The 14473-nt window shown below is 62.1% G+C and carries 10 protein-coding genes and 1 pseudogene; 5 read left to right on the top strand and 6 right to left on the bottom strand.

Annotation, left to right across the window (positions count from 1 at the left end):
- The first annotated feature begins 536 nt into the window (after positions 1-536).
- From B0G80_RS37625 to B0G80_RS37605, 5 genes and pseudogenes are all read left to right on the top strand, one after another.
- Positions 537-3265: pseudogene (locus B0G80_RS37625) on the top strand (MGH1-like glycoside hydrolase domain-containing protein).
- Between the two features lie 556 nt (positions 3266-3821).
- Positions 3822-4415: a hypothetical protein gene (locus B0G80_RS37620; protein WP_116122725.1), complete on the top strand. Its 594-nt coding sequence runs from the start codon at positions 3822-3824 to the stop codon at positions 4413-4415.
- A 637-nt stretch (positions 4416-5052) separates the two neighbouring features.
- On the top strand, positions 5053-7236 hold the full coding sequence (locus tag B0G80_RS37615; RefSeq protein WP_116122724.1) for a hypothetical protein: 2184 nt from the start codon (positions 5053-5055) through the stop codon (positions 7234-7236).
- A gap of 110 nt (positions 7237-7346) precedes the next feature.
- Complete coding sequence (locus B0G80_RS37610; RefSeq protein ID WP_012428738.1) at positions 7347-7604, top strand: hypothetical protein; 258 nt, start codon at positions 7347-7349, stop codon at positions 7602-7604.
- 189 nt (positions 7605-7793) lie between these two features.
- Positions 7794-8393: a LysE family translocator gene (locus B0G80_RS37605; RefSeq protein WP_116122723.1), complete on the top strand. Its 600-nt coding sequence runs from the start codon at positions 7794-7796 to the stop codon at positions 8391-8393.
- Between the two features lie 20 nt (positions 8394-8413).
- On the opposite strand, the gene B0G80_RS37600 is transcribed toward B0G80_RS37605, so the two are convergent.
- The 6 genes from B0G80_RS37600 to B0G80_RS37575 all read right to left on the bottom strand — a co-directional run bounded on the left by B0G80_RS37600 (position 8414) and on the right by B0G80_RS37575 (position 14451).
- Positions 8414-9649 carry a winged helix-turn-helix domain-containing protein gene (locus B0G80_RS37600; protein ID WP_116122722.1) on the bottom strand — a complete coding sequence of 412 codons (1236 nt, stop codon included), beginning with the start codon at positions 9647-9649 and terminating at the stop codon, positions 8414-8416.
- Between the two features lie 96 nt (positions 9650-9745).
- Positions 9746-10021 (bottom strand): hypothetical protein, encoded by a 276-nt coding sequence (locus tag B0G80_RS37595; RefSeq protein ID WP_116122721.1) that lies wholly within the window; start codon positions 10019-10021, stop codon positions 9746-9748.
- 139 nt (positions 10022-10160) lie between these two features.
- Entirely contained in the window at positions 10161-11891 is a 1731-nt protein-coding gene (locus B0G80_RS37590) for an FAD-dependent oxidoreductase (RefSeq protein WP_116122720.1), read from the bottom strand.
- Positions 11892-11981: 90 nt separating this feature from the next.
- Entirely contained in the window at positions 11982-12974 is a 993-nt protein-coding gene (locus B0G80_RS37585) for a DedA family protein/thiosulfate sulfurtransferase GlpE (protein ID WP_106281617.1), read from the bottom strand.
- Between the two features lie 342 nt (positions 12975-13316).
- Entirely contained in the window at positions 13317-13568 is a 252-nt protein-coding gene (locus tag B0G80_RS37580) for a hypothetical protein (RefSeq protein ID WP_007178686.1), read from the bottom strand.
- 274 nt (positions 13569-13842) lie between these two features.
- Positions 13843-14451, bottom strand: coding sequence for a DinB family protein (locus tag B0G80_RS37575; protein ID WP_258879165.1), 609 nt, complete (start codon positions 14449-14451; stop codon positions 13843-13845).
- Positions 14452-14473 lie beyond the last annotated feature (22 nt).

Here is a 14473-nt window from a genome sequence, read left to right as displayed (position 1 = left end):
GAGTACTGGATAAAGGGGATCGGCATCAATCGATTGACGCCGGCGGATGCAGAATGCCATTCACCGGACAGCTCAGTTGCCGATCCGCTGCTGGGCGAGCTTGGGCTCTCGACGAGCCGCCGGAATCCGCCCTCCAGTCTGGACAGGAGCCTGTAACACGCCTGCTTCTGCCTTCGTCGATTCTCTCCTCGATTGAGCTTGCCGACTCAGCAGCAGGCTCAGTCGTTGTCCCTCTGAACCCTCAATGCCGCATTGCCTTGCTTCGTGCTGACGCCTACATTGGGAAAGGATTTGCGGAATATTCCGCGATTCGCCGTACGCGGCGAAGCACGGGATTGTCTATAACAAATACAAAAGAGGCCTGACGGCGCCATCGCGTACTTCGAAGACGATCCAGAAATGCCGCCCAAATGCTTCGAAGTCTTGAAGAGACCAACGCGCAGAACGTCACGCATGCCGATGTACCGCCGACGCTCGAGTTGCGTCCTCGCGCGCCTGGTCAAGTCGAGTTCATTCAGCCGTAACGGAGGAGAAGCATGCGCCCTGTAATCGTCGACGTAGCGGAGCAAAAGCGCCTGAACGACTCTCGTGAGGCGCAAGTGCCGTGGAAGAAGTGGGGGCCCTACCTCAGCGAGCGCCAATGGGGAACGGTACGAGAAGACTACAGCGATAACGGCGACGCCTGGAACTACTTCACTCATGACCATTCGCGCTCACGCGCCTACAAGTGGGGTGAGGACGGGCTCGGCGGAGTGTGCGACGACCAACAGCGGCTGTGCTTCGCGCTGGCACTCTGGAACGAACGCGACGCGATATTGAAGGAGCGCCTCTTCGGCCTCACCAACAGCGAGGGCAATCATGGCGAGGACGTGAAGGAGTATTACTTCTACCTCGACAGCACGCCGACGCACTCGTACATGAAGTACCTCTACAAGTATCCGCAGCGCGAGTATCCGTACCGCGATCTGGTCGAGACCAACCGGCAACGATCGCGGGAGGAAATGGAGTATGAACTTCTGGACACGGGCGTCTTCAGCGATGACCGCTATTTCGATGTGTTCGTGGAATACGCGAAGGCGGCTCCTGAAGACATCCTCGTGCGCATTTCCATTCACAACCGCGGACCGGAAGCAGCGCGACTGAGGGTCTTGCCGACGCTATGGTTCCGCAACACATGGTCGTGGGGCGAGGACGATCGCAAGCCCTCGCTGCACGAAGAAGGTCCCGGCGCCATTCGCGCCACGCATCACGATCTCGGCGAGTACTGGCTCCATTGCGAAGGCGCGCCGGAGACACTTTTCACCGAAAACGAAAGCAATATGCAGCGTCTATGGAATCAGCCGAACGCGTCGCCCTATGTCAAGGATGCGTTCCACGCCTACGTCATTTCGGGGCAGCGCGACGCCGTGAATCCCGCCAGGACCGGGACCAAGGCCGCGGCCCATTACGTGTGCGACGTACCCGCCGGCGGCAGCGCGACCGTCCGCTTGCGCCTAACGACATCCAGCCTGGACGACGCCTTCGGCGGCTTCGAGGAGACGTTCAATAGCCGCCTCGCCGATGCGAACGAGTTCTACGCGCGCATTGCGCCGAATTCGCTGACCGAGGATCAGCGCCGGGTGCACCGCCAGGCGTTGGCCGGAATGCTGTGGGGCAAGCAGTACTACTACTTCGACCTCGAACACTGGCTGCGCGAGCACGGAAGTCATCCGTTGCTCGACGCCGCGCGGGGCGATGTGCGCAATGCAGAGTGGTTCCACATGCTGAACGCTGACGTGATCTCCATGCCGGACAAGTGGGAGTATCCGTGGTACGCGGCCTGGGACCTGGCCTTCCACACAATTACGCTGGCGCTCGTCGATTTCGATTTCGCCAAGGAGCAACTGCTGCTTATGTTGCGCAGCCTGTACGTCCATCCGAGCGGCCAGATTCCAGCCTACGAGTGGAACTTCAGCGACGTCAATCCGCCGGTGCATGCCGCCGCCACGCTCTGGCTGTACAAGTACGAAAAAGAACTGGGACGGGCCGACCCGCGCTTCCTGGAACGCTCGTTTCAGGGCTTGATGCTCAATTTCAACTGGTGGGTAAATCGCAAGGATCCTTCGGGTCGCAACGTCTTTTTCTGGGCCTCGACAACATCGGCGTGTTCGATCGCAGCGCGCGGCTTCCGACCGGCGGATCGCTCGAGCAGGCGGACGGGACGGCGTGGATGGCGTTCTACTGCCAGACCATGCTTGAGATGGCGATCAATCTGACCGAATACGATCCGATGTACGAGGAAGTCGCTTTCAAGTTTGTACAGCATTTCATGTGGATCGCCTATGCGATGGACCGGCGCGGCGAACATGAGGACGAAATGTGGGACGAGCAGGACGGCTTTTTCTATGACCTGCTGCGATTCCCCGACGGCCGGACGACGCGCCTGAAGATCAGGTCGCTGGTGGGACTGCTGCCGCTGTGTGCGTCGACAGTGTTCGAAGCGCAGTCGCTCACGCGCTATCCGAAGCTCGTGGAACTGATCGCGCAGTTTCGAAAGCGCTACCCCGAATTGATCGCGCACGTTGCCCCGACCGACGCGGGCTTCATCGGCTACAAGGAGCGGAGGCTTCTGTCGATCCTGAACAAGCGCAAGCTCGAACGGGTGCTCGGCTACATGCTCGACGAGAACGAGTTCCTGGGGCCGCACGGCATCCGTTCGCTCTCCCGCTATCACCTGGACCATCCGTATGTGATTCACGTCGGCCCACAGGAGTACAAGGTGCAGTACCTGCCGGCTGAATCGAATACCGGCATGTTCGGCGGCAATTCCAACTGGCGCGGTCCGGTCTGGATGCCGATCAACTTGCTGATTGTCCGCGCGCTGGTGAATCTGTATAGCTTTTTCGGCAACGATTTCAAGGTGGAATGCCCGACCGGGTCCGGGCAACGGATGACGCTCTTCGAAGTGGCGCAGGAACTCGTCCGGCGCCTGACCGGTACATTCCTGCGCGATGCGGGCGGCAAGCGGCCCGTCTATGGCGGAACGGACAAGTTCCAGAACGATCCGCACTGGCGCGACCTGATCCTCTTTTACGAGTACTTCCACGGTGACAATGGCGCGGGCCTCGGGGCCAGTCACCAGACTGGCTGGACGGGCCTCGTCGCCCCGCTTCTCGACCTGTTCGGACGTGTGGACGCGAACGCCGCCCTGGAAACCGACCGTGGGCGCGTGATGGCACGGATTGTCAGGGAACAAGTGGGTGGCGAAGAACCAGGCGAGAAGTGACGAAAGGACCCGTTTCGGACGATGATGGGGAGGTCACGTCAACGGCAGCTTCCTGGGTGCAATGGCCATCCGCGCATGCATGCTGACCGACCTCTGAGGCCTGCGCGAGCATTCGCTACTCAGCGAGAGCGCATTATTCGCACTGCGCGATTCTGGATACGGCTGCCTTTTGTCCGAAATTCATTGGGTAGCCGCGAACATCGTGGATTACAGTATTCTTGCTATGCGACTTTCAAGCTTGGCTGACTCACAAAGTCACAAATGCGCAGACTTTCGTGCAACCCGCTTCTGCACGTGTCTGCCGACACCGAGCGGAAAAATCACTGCTTGGTGAAGGGCGTCGCCACTCATCATTTTGGCTCAGCCACACATCTCAAGACCCGGCCGTGCCGACGGCCCCACATTCTCTCATCGCTTGCTCCGCAAACGGCAGCTGCAGGGATTGCTGCAGCCAATCTTTTGTTTCATCTATTTGAGTCGGGCGCCTGATCCACCCCGGCGGTAGGCCCTGCGCGCCGCAATGTTAAGCGCCTGATTCGGTGACAAGGAGAGGACCATGAAGATCAAGTATTTAAGCATTTGGTCGGCGACAGCCATTGCACTTTCGCTCAGCGGCGCGGCACAGGCCGGCGACCACGACGGCCACGACGGCCACGGCGGCCTTTGCTCGAACGCAACGCTAAAGGGACCGTTTAGTTTTATCGGTCACGGAGAAATACTTGGATTGAAAGCTGCCGATGGCACGTTGCATCCGTATGCCGCCCCGTCGATCCTCGATGACGTCGCCTTGGTGACGTTCGACGGCAGGGGCACTTTTCAACGCACCGACTTTGGCATGATTGGCGGGTTGCCGAAAGGGGGGCTGACGACATTCAATCCGAACCAGATGGGCACCTACACGGTGAACTCCGATTGCACGGGCACCATGAAAATCGTCTATCTGCCGGGCGGAGCCGTGCCGGCCGGCGTCGAAACTGATCTCAACATCGTCGTCGCTGCCGACGGGACGCTCGTCGAATCCGTTGTCTACAGGGCCGTCACCGTGTCAGGCGTGAGCGGGGACGGCGACGTAAAGTGTCCATCGGATTGCGAGCAAGGTGTGCAAGAAAGTTTTGAAGGGAAAAAGATCCTGGTGTACGGCTTCCGTTAGTCGGGTCCCAGATGGGCTCACGCTCACTAAGGCGCTTGCCATGAGTGGCGCCGAGCCCGACCTTGCGCGCAGGTTTTCGCCCTTTAATGCCTGCGTCTTTTCGAGAGCGTAATCACATTGTTCGGGGCGGAGCGGACGTTCGAACGTCGGTGTGAAGGTCTGATTGAGCGTCTCTGCTCGGCCGGCTGCAGAAGTCCCGCCGTCGCTGGTCGATCGCCGGTCGCGCCGCTTCTTCGAACATCCGTAGCTGAACCAGTTGCGAGCCACGGCGTTGACTCGGTCCTATGCGCCGCCGCCGTACTCACCACCCCAGGCGCGCTTTCGAATACCTCGACGCGGGCGACGACGTTTGATCGAGCGCGAGGAACATGTGCTGGCCGGCGCGCGCCGGTGTGCTTATCGCATCCGGGTGAAATCCAGACAGCACCGTATTCGTGCATACGCTTATGCGCTTCGAATTGTCTGAGTGACACAGCATTTAAGAATGATTTTTTATCAATATATTTACCATTTTTCTATGCGAGGATAAAGCGCCAATCTTTTACACATGCGCGACTGCCCATCAATCCGCATGCGCGCGAATACGCACCGGACATGCCGCCGGTAAGCGCTTCGCACCTCGCAAGGAAATACCGTCGTGACATTGTTCTCTCGCCTGAGCGTGGCCGCTGTTATCTTCAACAGCCTTATTCCACTGAATTCGTCAGCGCAATCGCAACTCAATTACACCACTTCATGGATCGGCAATAGTTTTGGTTTCGGCGACGGCAAGTGGATGCAGCAGGATATTCAGGCCATCAGCGTCGGCGCAGACGGCACCGTGTACACCAACGCGCCTTGGGACGAGAGCGGCAGTGAAATCGCCGCTTATCGCGCAGGCGACAGGATCGCCGTAGCCGGCTCGACGCATGGCTGGGGCGCGGCCGGAGGAGACGCGGTCGCGGTTAACCACACGTACCTGTATGCGGCGATGTCGATCGGCAACGAAAGTAACGCCCTGGTCGGGGCGGACTATCCCGCAGCGAGTCTGACCTGGTACGGCATCACGCGCCGCACGCTCGCCAATCTGGCGACCGGCGCGCCTTTCAGTGGTGGTATCGGCAATAGCGCCAATGCGACGAAAAACAGCTTTCTGCCGGTCGAGACGGTAGCGACCGGCAACGACGCGAGCATTCGTGGCATGGCCGCGACCGACAGCGAACTGTACGTGGCCGATACCTACGCGAACCGGATCGTCGTGTTCGACGCGAATTCGATGCAGCGTTTGCGCTCGTGGAACGTGACGTCGCCAGGACGCATTGCGGTGGACACCGATTCGACACTGTGGGTGATGAGCGGTATTTCATCCGGAAACCTAACTATCCAGCACTACGCCGCGAATGGCACCGCGCTCGCCGGCACATTGACACTGCCCGTGGGCGCCGTGCCGGCCGACATCGCGGTTACGCCGGCCGGGCAAATCCTCGTTGCGGACAATGGCCCGTCGCAGCGGATTCTCGTCTTCAACAAAGACGGCAACGGTCAACCGCAAGCGGCCGCGCCCATCGGCACGCGCAACGGCATCTTTCACCCGCTCAAGGGTGTGCCAGGCAATTGGCGCTTCAACGGCGTGACGGGCATCGGTGTCGATCCCGCGGGCAATCTGTACGTCGCGCAGAATGGCGAAGGGCCGCGGCCGGTCGGATCGGCATCGGTCGGACAAGGCGCGGTGCTCGAGAGCTACGTGTACAGTTCGCACGCCTTCAATTGGCGCCTGTACGGTCTGACGTTCGTCGATAGCGCCGCGTTCGATCCCGCCACGCCCAGTTCCGTCTACACCGGCTCCAAGCGCTTCAAGCTCGACTACAACCAACCCGTCGGCCGCGAATGGTCGTATGCGGGTTTCACGCTGGATCGTTTCGACTATCCGGACGATCCCGCGTTTCATCAGCCGCGAGGCGTGCGCGGCGAGCCGATGGTGCGCCGAATCAACGGCCAGCGGTTTCTCTACACGCTGGATCCCGGCGCGCATTATCTGAACGTTTATCGCTTCGACGCGGCACACGGTGAAATGGCAATTCCATCCGGCCTGCTCGCGCAAAATCCGCTGCCGGGCACATGGCCCGCCGCGCAGCCCGCGTATGGCGAATGGCTGTGGCGCGACAGCAATGGCAACGGCAGCGTCGACGCCAGCGAGATCAGCAGCAATCCGTCGACCGGCAGCACGGTCGGCAACGGCTTCTGGTGGGTCGACGCGCCGGGCAATGTCTGGCTCGCCACGCCGTTGAGCGGCATCCGCGAAATGCCGTTGCAAGGTCTCGATCCCGCCGGCAATCCGATCTACACATACGCCAGCTCGAAGATGTTCGCGATGCCGCAACCGTTTACGCGGATTGCGCGGATCGTCTACATCGCGGCGACCGACACCATGTATATCTCCGGCTTCACAGGCGCGATTCCATGGGATGCGACGCATTGGAAAGAGGCGGGCCCGGTGCTCGCGCGTTATGACAACTGGAGCTCCGGTACGCCGACGCAGCAGTACACGATCTCGCTGCCCTGGAACACGCAAAGCAATCCGCAAACGACGACCGTGGGCGTCGCGGTGGCGGGCGATTACATCTTCGTAGCGGAGTTGTACACGCAGAGAGTGGATGTCTACGACGCGCGTACCGGCCAGGTGGTCGGCTACATGACGCCGGGCGCGAGCGTCGGCAACACGAGCGGCTGGGTGGACGTTTATCTTGGTATCAGCGCGGTGCAACGCGACAATGGCGAGTATGTCGTGCTACTCGAGGACGACGCCCGCGCAAAAATTCTGATGTATCGATGGACGCCTTGACGCCGGTCGCATGCGTGCAGATCACGAATAGACGGCAACGCACGATCGGTATATAACAACATGCAAGGATGGCTTGTTCACCGCTGCATCAACAGGAGCGAAGTTTCATCATGACGCAAGACGTAACGCCTAAGCCACCCACGGGCGACCGGCCCGATCTGGAAAACCTCGACGCAGCGCTCAGTCACGTCGATCAGCAGGTTTCGTCGGGCAGCATCGCCTCCGGCGCCGCGAAGGGCATTCTGTATAGCCTGATCGAAACGCTCGGCACATTCGTCGGCGATCCTGATCTGCCGGAGCATGCGCGTTCAGGTTACGAAGGTCTGCTGGAAGCCGCTCGCGAACTGCGCGCGAAACTGGATCACTAAAGGCGGCTGCGCGTCGCCGGTGGGCGGCGCGAGTCACATCGGCATGCCTGCCGGTGCCGACTGCCGTTGCTCCGGTTGGGTGTGACGGCATCACGCGCCGCCATTCGTCATCGTTATGGGCTGCTGCATTTCGGCGCGGCCGCTGTCTATGATAAAACGGCGCACTGTCCCCAACATTGCGCCTTTTTTATGCTCTCCGTGTCCGCGATCGCGCTGCTCGCCATCGGCATTATCGTCGTGCTGATTACGCCCGGCCCCACCAATACGCTGCTTGCGGCGGCCGGCTTGCGCCAGGGCGTGCGGCGCTCGCTGCCGTTGATCGCCGCCGAACTGGGCGGCTATCTGGTCTCGATTTCGGTGTGGGGGCATTTTCTCGTCCAGGCGGCGCATGCGCTGCCCTGGCTGCCCTCGCTGCTGCGCATGGCGGCGGGCTTGTACATCGCCTATCTCGCCGTCGACATGTGGCGCGCGGCAGTCGCCTTGCCCGACTCGGCGCAGCGGGCGAGCGGCATGCGCACGTTGTTCGTGGCGACGCTGCTCAATCCGAAGGGCTTGCTGTTCGCCGGCACGATCTTTCCGGCTATCGCTTTTGCGCACTTGCCGGCCTACGCCTTCTCGATGCTGATGTTCGCGTGTCTGCTGGTGCCGATCGCGCTCGCGTGGATCGCGTTCGGCGCGGCGCTCGGCAGCGGCAAGCTCGCCTGGCTCAATCCGGTGAAGATGCAGCGCGGCGCGTCGATCGTGCTCGGCGTGCTTTCCTTGTCGCTCGCGTGGGCGGCGCTGCATTGAGCGCGACGTTGATGCGGCGGTCAGGCCGCCACACTGTCGCCCAAAGTGTCGCCGACGTCTAACGCGTCGAGCCATTCCGGCGGCGCGGATGTGATTTCCAGCTGCGGGGTGCCGTGCCAGTCCGCGCAGCGTTGCAACGCGCGCCGCAGATCGCCGGCGAGACGCGCGCTCAGACGCACGCCCGGTTCGATGTGCAGCGACTTCAGTTCGAACACGCCTCGAGTGCGGTGCGCTTTCGCATCCACGCGGCCGACCAGACGGCCGCGACTCAGCAGCGGCAAAACGAAGTAACCATATTTGCGCTTTGGCGCGGGCGTGTAGCATTCGATCGCGTAGTCGAAGTCGAACAGCGCCGCCGCGCGCTTGCGATCCCACACCACCGGATCGAACGGCGACAACACCGTGGTGACCGTCGAGGTGAGTTTGCCGCTCGCGGCATCGTCGAGTATCGCGGCGAAGTCTTGATGCACGTACGTGTCCTGCTTCCACCCTTCCACGCTTACCGGGATCAACTCGCCCTGGTCGGCGAGCGCGCGCAGTTCGTCTCGATACGGGCGACGCGGCATACGGTAGTAATCGGCGACCCAATCGGCGCGCGCGACGCCGAGTGCGCGGCACGTGCGGCGTAACACGGCGTCCGTCAGCGTGTGCGCGGGCGGCAGATCGCGCGCGTCATCCCAACCCGGCAGCACGCGCTCGGTCAGATCGTAGACGCGGTGAAAATTGCGCCGCTCGGCCACCATCAATTGCCCGATTGCGAACAGCACTTCCAGGTGACGTTTCTCCGGCTTCCAGTCCCACCAGCCGTTGCCCTTGCCCGCCTCGCGGGCAAAATCCGCCGAGCGCACCGGCCCCGTCGCGCGAATGTGCGCAAGCAGCTTGTCAATCTCCTTGCGATGCTTTTTGTGCCACTCGGCCGCGTATTTCCAACCCATCCCGCTTGGATCGAGCATGCGATGGCGCAGCAGGCCGTAGTCTTCGATCGGCACGAAACAGGCTTCATGCGACCAGTATTCGAATAGCTTGCCTTCGGCGAGATGTTCGTCGAGCCATTGCGGCGGATAAGCGCCGAGCCGGCTGAACAACACAAGATAGGGACTGCGCGCGACCACGTGGATCGTGTCGATCTGCAATTGCGCCATGCGGCGGATCGAGTCGAGCACGTCGGCCTTGACGGCTTTGCGGCGAGGCGGCGTCAGCAAACCTTGCGCGGCCAGATGCAGAGTGCGGGCGGCGGAAAGCGAAAGAGTCTTCACGCGGGCGTCGATCAGTGAGTGACTGCGAAGGGAAGGGCACGAGGCCCGGCCTGGATCAGCAGCCGCTACTGTAGCGTGAAGCGCCCGAACTTGCCTTTACCAGCCGCGCCCGTGATGCCGATCCCAGCCGCGATGACGGCCATGATCGTGATGCCAGTGGCGGCGGCCGCGATAGTCGTCGTCCCGGTAGCCGTAACCGTAGACCGGTTGGGGCACGTAGACGACCGGCGGCGGCGCATAGACCGGCGGCGCGGCATACACCGGACCGGGAGTATTGACGAACACGCCGACGTCCACCCGCGCCGAGGCGGCAGTCGATGCGCAGGCGGCGGCAAGGCCGAAGGCGGCGAAAACAATCGCGCGTTGGAACATGCTTGTCTCCTGTCGAATGGCTGACAGAGATATTACGAGACAGAAAGGCAAGCAGGTGCAACCAGTTGAAGGTGTGTGTAACAGCAGGTTACCCGCCGGCGGTTGCAAGGCCGGCGGGCATTTCAGACCGTCCAGGTCATCAGGCGCCCAGCGCGACCGCTTCGCCCGCCGACACTGCCAGCAGTTGATGGATCTGCGCGACCACGGCGGCGCCTTCGCCGACGGCCGCGGCCACGCGTTTGGTCGAGCCGGCGCGCGCGTCGCCGATCGCGTACACGCCTTCGACTGTCGTCGCGAGATCGCAGACCGATGCGCCGTCGGCGCTCGTCCCGGTCAGCACGAAGCCTTTCTCGTCGAGTTCCACGCCGCAGGTGCGCAGCCAGTCGGTATTCGGGTCGGCACCGGTGAAAAGGAACAGATGGCGCGTGTCGAAATGATCGGTGCCGTCGGGCAACGGTTTTTTCAGCGCGACCGACGACAAACCGCTGTCGTCCGAATCAAGCCGGCCGATCTCCGAATTCGGATGCACGAACACGTTCGGCAGTGAGCGGATCCGGTCGATCAGATAGCGCGACATGGTGGCTTCAAAACCGCTGCGCCGGATCAGTACGTGGACCTTGGCCGCGTGCGTCGCCAGATAGACGATCGCCTGGCCCGCCGAATTGCCGCCGCCCACCAGCACGACTTCCTGGCGCTTGCACAGCTTGGCTTCGACCGGCGAAGCCCAGTAATAGACGCCGCGCCCTTCGAAACGGTCGAGCCCTTCGAGGGCCGGACGCCGGTAGACCGCGCCGCTCGCGATCACAATCGCGCGCGCCGTGATGTGTCCGCCGCACTTCAGTTCCAGCCGATGCGGCCGGTCCGCGCAATGCAGCGCCTTCACGTTGACCGGAATCGCGACGTGCGCGCCGAATTTCTGCGCCTGCACGAACGCGCGGCCCGCCAGCGCCTGGCCGGAGATGCCGGTCGGAAAGCCGAGGTAGTTTTCGATCCGCGAGCTCGCGCCGGCCTGGCCGCCCGGCGCGCGGCTGTCGAGCACGATCACCGACAGACCTTCGGATGCCGCGTACACCGCGGTGGCAAGCCCGGCCGGTCCGGCGCCGACGATCGCGACGTCGTACACATGCGCATCGTCGAGATCGGGCAGCAAGCCCAGGCACGTGGCGAGTTCCGGCATGCTCGGGTGCCGCAGCACCGAGCCGTCCGGACAGATCACCAGCGGCATGTCTTCTTTTTGCGCGGCGAATTGCTCGATCAGACGCAGCGCGTCTTCGTCGCGTTCGTCGATCACGGAATGCGGATGGCCGTTACGCGACAGGAAGCCTTGCAGCATGACGAGCCGCGCGTCGTTGCTGTTGCCGATCAGGATCGGCCCGCCCGCGCCCTTTTCGATCAGCGACACGCGCCGCAGGATCAGTGCGCGCATGATGCGCTCGCCGAGTTCCGCTTCGGCAACGATCAGCGCGCGCAGCCGCTCCGGCGGAATCAGCAACGCTTCCACCGGACCGATCGCCATGCCGTTGACCAGCGCGGGCCGACCCGACAGTTGACCGACTTCGGCAAGGAAATGCCCGGCGCCATGTTCGTTGATCAGCACTTCGCGCCCAATTCCGTCGCGCTGATACACCTTCACGCGTCCTTCGAGCACCACGAACATGCCGGGACCGGTGAGGCCGGTCTCGAACAACAGTTCACCGGACTTCCAGTGGCCGATCTCACCGAACTTGCGCAGACGGCCGATTTCGGCACACGTGAGCGCGGGGAACATCTGATGCATGCGCGTCGAGAGCGACGAAAACGGCGCGTCGGCGACGACGTCTGGTTGTGGCACGTCCGGTTGCTGCACTTCAGGTTCTTGAGTCGAAAGCATTGAACCGCTCCTTCGGTGTTCATTGATGGATCGAACGAGAGGCGAAGCGCCGCGGCGCCCGAAGGCGCGAATCACGATGCGCTGCTTGCGCTACACGGCCTTCGGCGCGACGCCTTCGACCGCCACTTCGGGCGGCGGCATGTCGGGCAGCGATTCCACCGGCTTGCCCGAGTCGCGCCAGGCTTCCATGCCACCGCGCAGCGGCAGCACGTCGGAGAAGCCGGCTTCGTTCAATTGCTTGGCCATCCATGCCGCGGAAATCTCATTCGGGCAGGAACAGTAGATCACCAGCTTCTGATCGTGCGGATAGGTCGCGACGATCTCGTCGAGTTGCCGCTCGTCGGCGAATTGCGAGCCCGGAATGATGAACGGATCGAGCGCGCGCTTCTCGTGCGAACGGATATCGAACAGCACCGGCGTTTTGCCGGCCGTCACGAGCGACGCGAGTTCGTCGACTTCGATGCGCGCGGTCGCGAGCTTCGAAATCAGCTGACGCCGGCGGATCCAGCGATACGCGGCATACGCCAGCAGGAGGCCGACGGCGACCAGCGCGGCTGTGCGCCCAAGGCGTCCGGCGAGCGCGAACAGCATGTCGATCTGCTTGGCGAACAACGCGCCGATGATCAGGCCGGTGCCCGACCACAATGCAGCGCCGATGCTGTCATACGTGAGGAAGGTGCGGTAGCGCGTGCCCATGGCGCCCGCCATCGGAATCGACACGATCGACAGTCCCGGCACGAACTTGGCCACCGCCAGCACGCGCACGCCCCAGCGGCCGAAAAAGCGCTCGGTCTTTTTCACGCAGGTGTCACGCGAGAGGGATAGCCGGCAAATCGTTTTGAGCGTATTGCCGCCATACATGCGGCCGGCCAAATACCACGCGCTGTCGCCGATCAGCGTGGCGAATATCGACAGGATGAGCACCGGCGCCAACTGCGTGCCCACAGAACCGGGATGCATGGCGGCCATCGCCCCGAACAGCACGAGCGACGGCATGGCCGGAACCGGCAGCCCGATGGAGGCGGCGAGCACGTTTACGAACACGAGCGCCGGCCCATATTGCTCGACGAGATCATGTAGCATCGGCTTACATCCGCGGCCCTTTCGGGCGCGGCGCAGGTAGGAAATGCAAAGGAGAATGCAAGGATTATGGACGCATTTTCAAGACGTGCAAACGCCCTGAAAAGTAGCCCTTTACTTGGGTATGGAAAGCGCTATCTCAAGTGCACTGAGCCACCTGAAAGACGCATTAGCACCGCGACCTGAACAAACCGAAATAGATGCGAATGTCGCGCGGCATGCGTTAGCGGAAATAATGCCCGATTGACGTCCGCAGACGCCAGTCCAGCAAGCAATTGGAGAACGATGATGCTAAAGCGTCACGCGGCATTTTCGCACCAGAGATGCAATGCCGCGCGACGAATTTCATTGACGATGATTGTGCTGTTCGCCCGGCAATTCCGCGCCGTGTGCGCGAATGGCAGCTATCAGTTCGGCCGGCGTGATTTCGTAGCGCACTTCGCGGTGTATGCCTGGCTTGCGCTCATCGACTTCGATCAAAAGAATGCCTTTGCCGTCTTCTGTCGATTCGAGGCGCAGCGAGCGAAGTTCGCGCGCCGTTGCGTCGTCGTATTCGGTGAGCAGGGCCATTGACCCGGAAGACCCGGTAGTGCGCATCGAAGTTGTCCTCGTTCCGTTGATGATCGAACTATTGTACGGGCAGGATAGGGCGGCGTCTGTCGCGCCGCCGTCACGTTTGCCCGTTCGCCTGCCTGCATGGCGTACGCCGCCAAGCACGTTGACTGGCGCGGCGCGCCCGGCAGCGCCCGCCGTGACGTGCTGCCGTGACAACCAGTTTAACGCGACTCTCCGTAACGACGGATGCATTTTTCGTGCCCCGTGCCGGTGCGAATCTTCTCCATGCCTGTCACGCAGTTGACGCGCGTTCCAGTTAGGGGAATTCGGCGCGGCGCGGCATGGTTTGCGACTCGCGCATCGTGTCCAGATCGCTGAGCTCGGAGACGCGCAGCGGTGCGTCGGCGGCGAGAAAAAACTCGTCGAGCTGCGGCGGGGCGGCCTCTGTGCCGGTCATCATCGCGTGAGCTTGCCCGCGATGATGAATCTGATGGACGAAAACATGCGGCAGTACGCTGCCGATCTGCTCGCGTTGTATCCCAACCGACGGTCCCCGGTCGATCTGGACCTCGCGTAGCAGATCGTCGTCAGTCAACGATTCGCAGAAGGCCAGCAGTTGCTGATCGCTCCGCGCTTGTGCATCCCACAGGTCGGCTGCGCGCGGATAGGGCAGTTCGTTATCGAAAATGGTGAGACCTGCGCCGCCGCCGATCAGCGCGTCGAAGTAGTAACGGTCCACTAGCAGGATGTGATTCAACGTGAGCTGCAATGACGGGAAGAAGCTCACCCTGCGTGCGGCGAACGCTTCGTCGGTCAATGTGAGGCAGGCGCGGTAGAGACGCAGGTTCGACCATGCGTTGTTGCGCGCCATGGCGGTGAGGTGCGAAGACAGCGGATTGATGCGTGGCGGGTCGGAAGGAATCACGTCGGCCTCCGGTGGTGGGAAT

It is taken from the genome of Paraburkholderia sp. BL6669N2 (genome assembly GCF_003387275.1).
In the GTDB taxonomy this organism is placed as follows: Bacteria; Pseudomonadota; Gammaproteobacteria; order Burkholderiales; family Burkholderiaceae; genus Paraburkholderia.
This window is presented reverse-complemented; position numbering and strand designations above follow the sequence as displayed.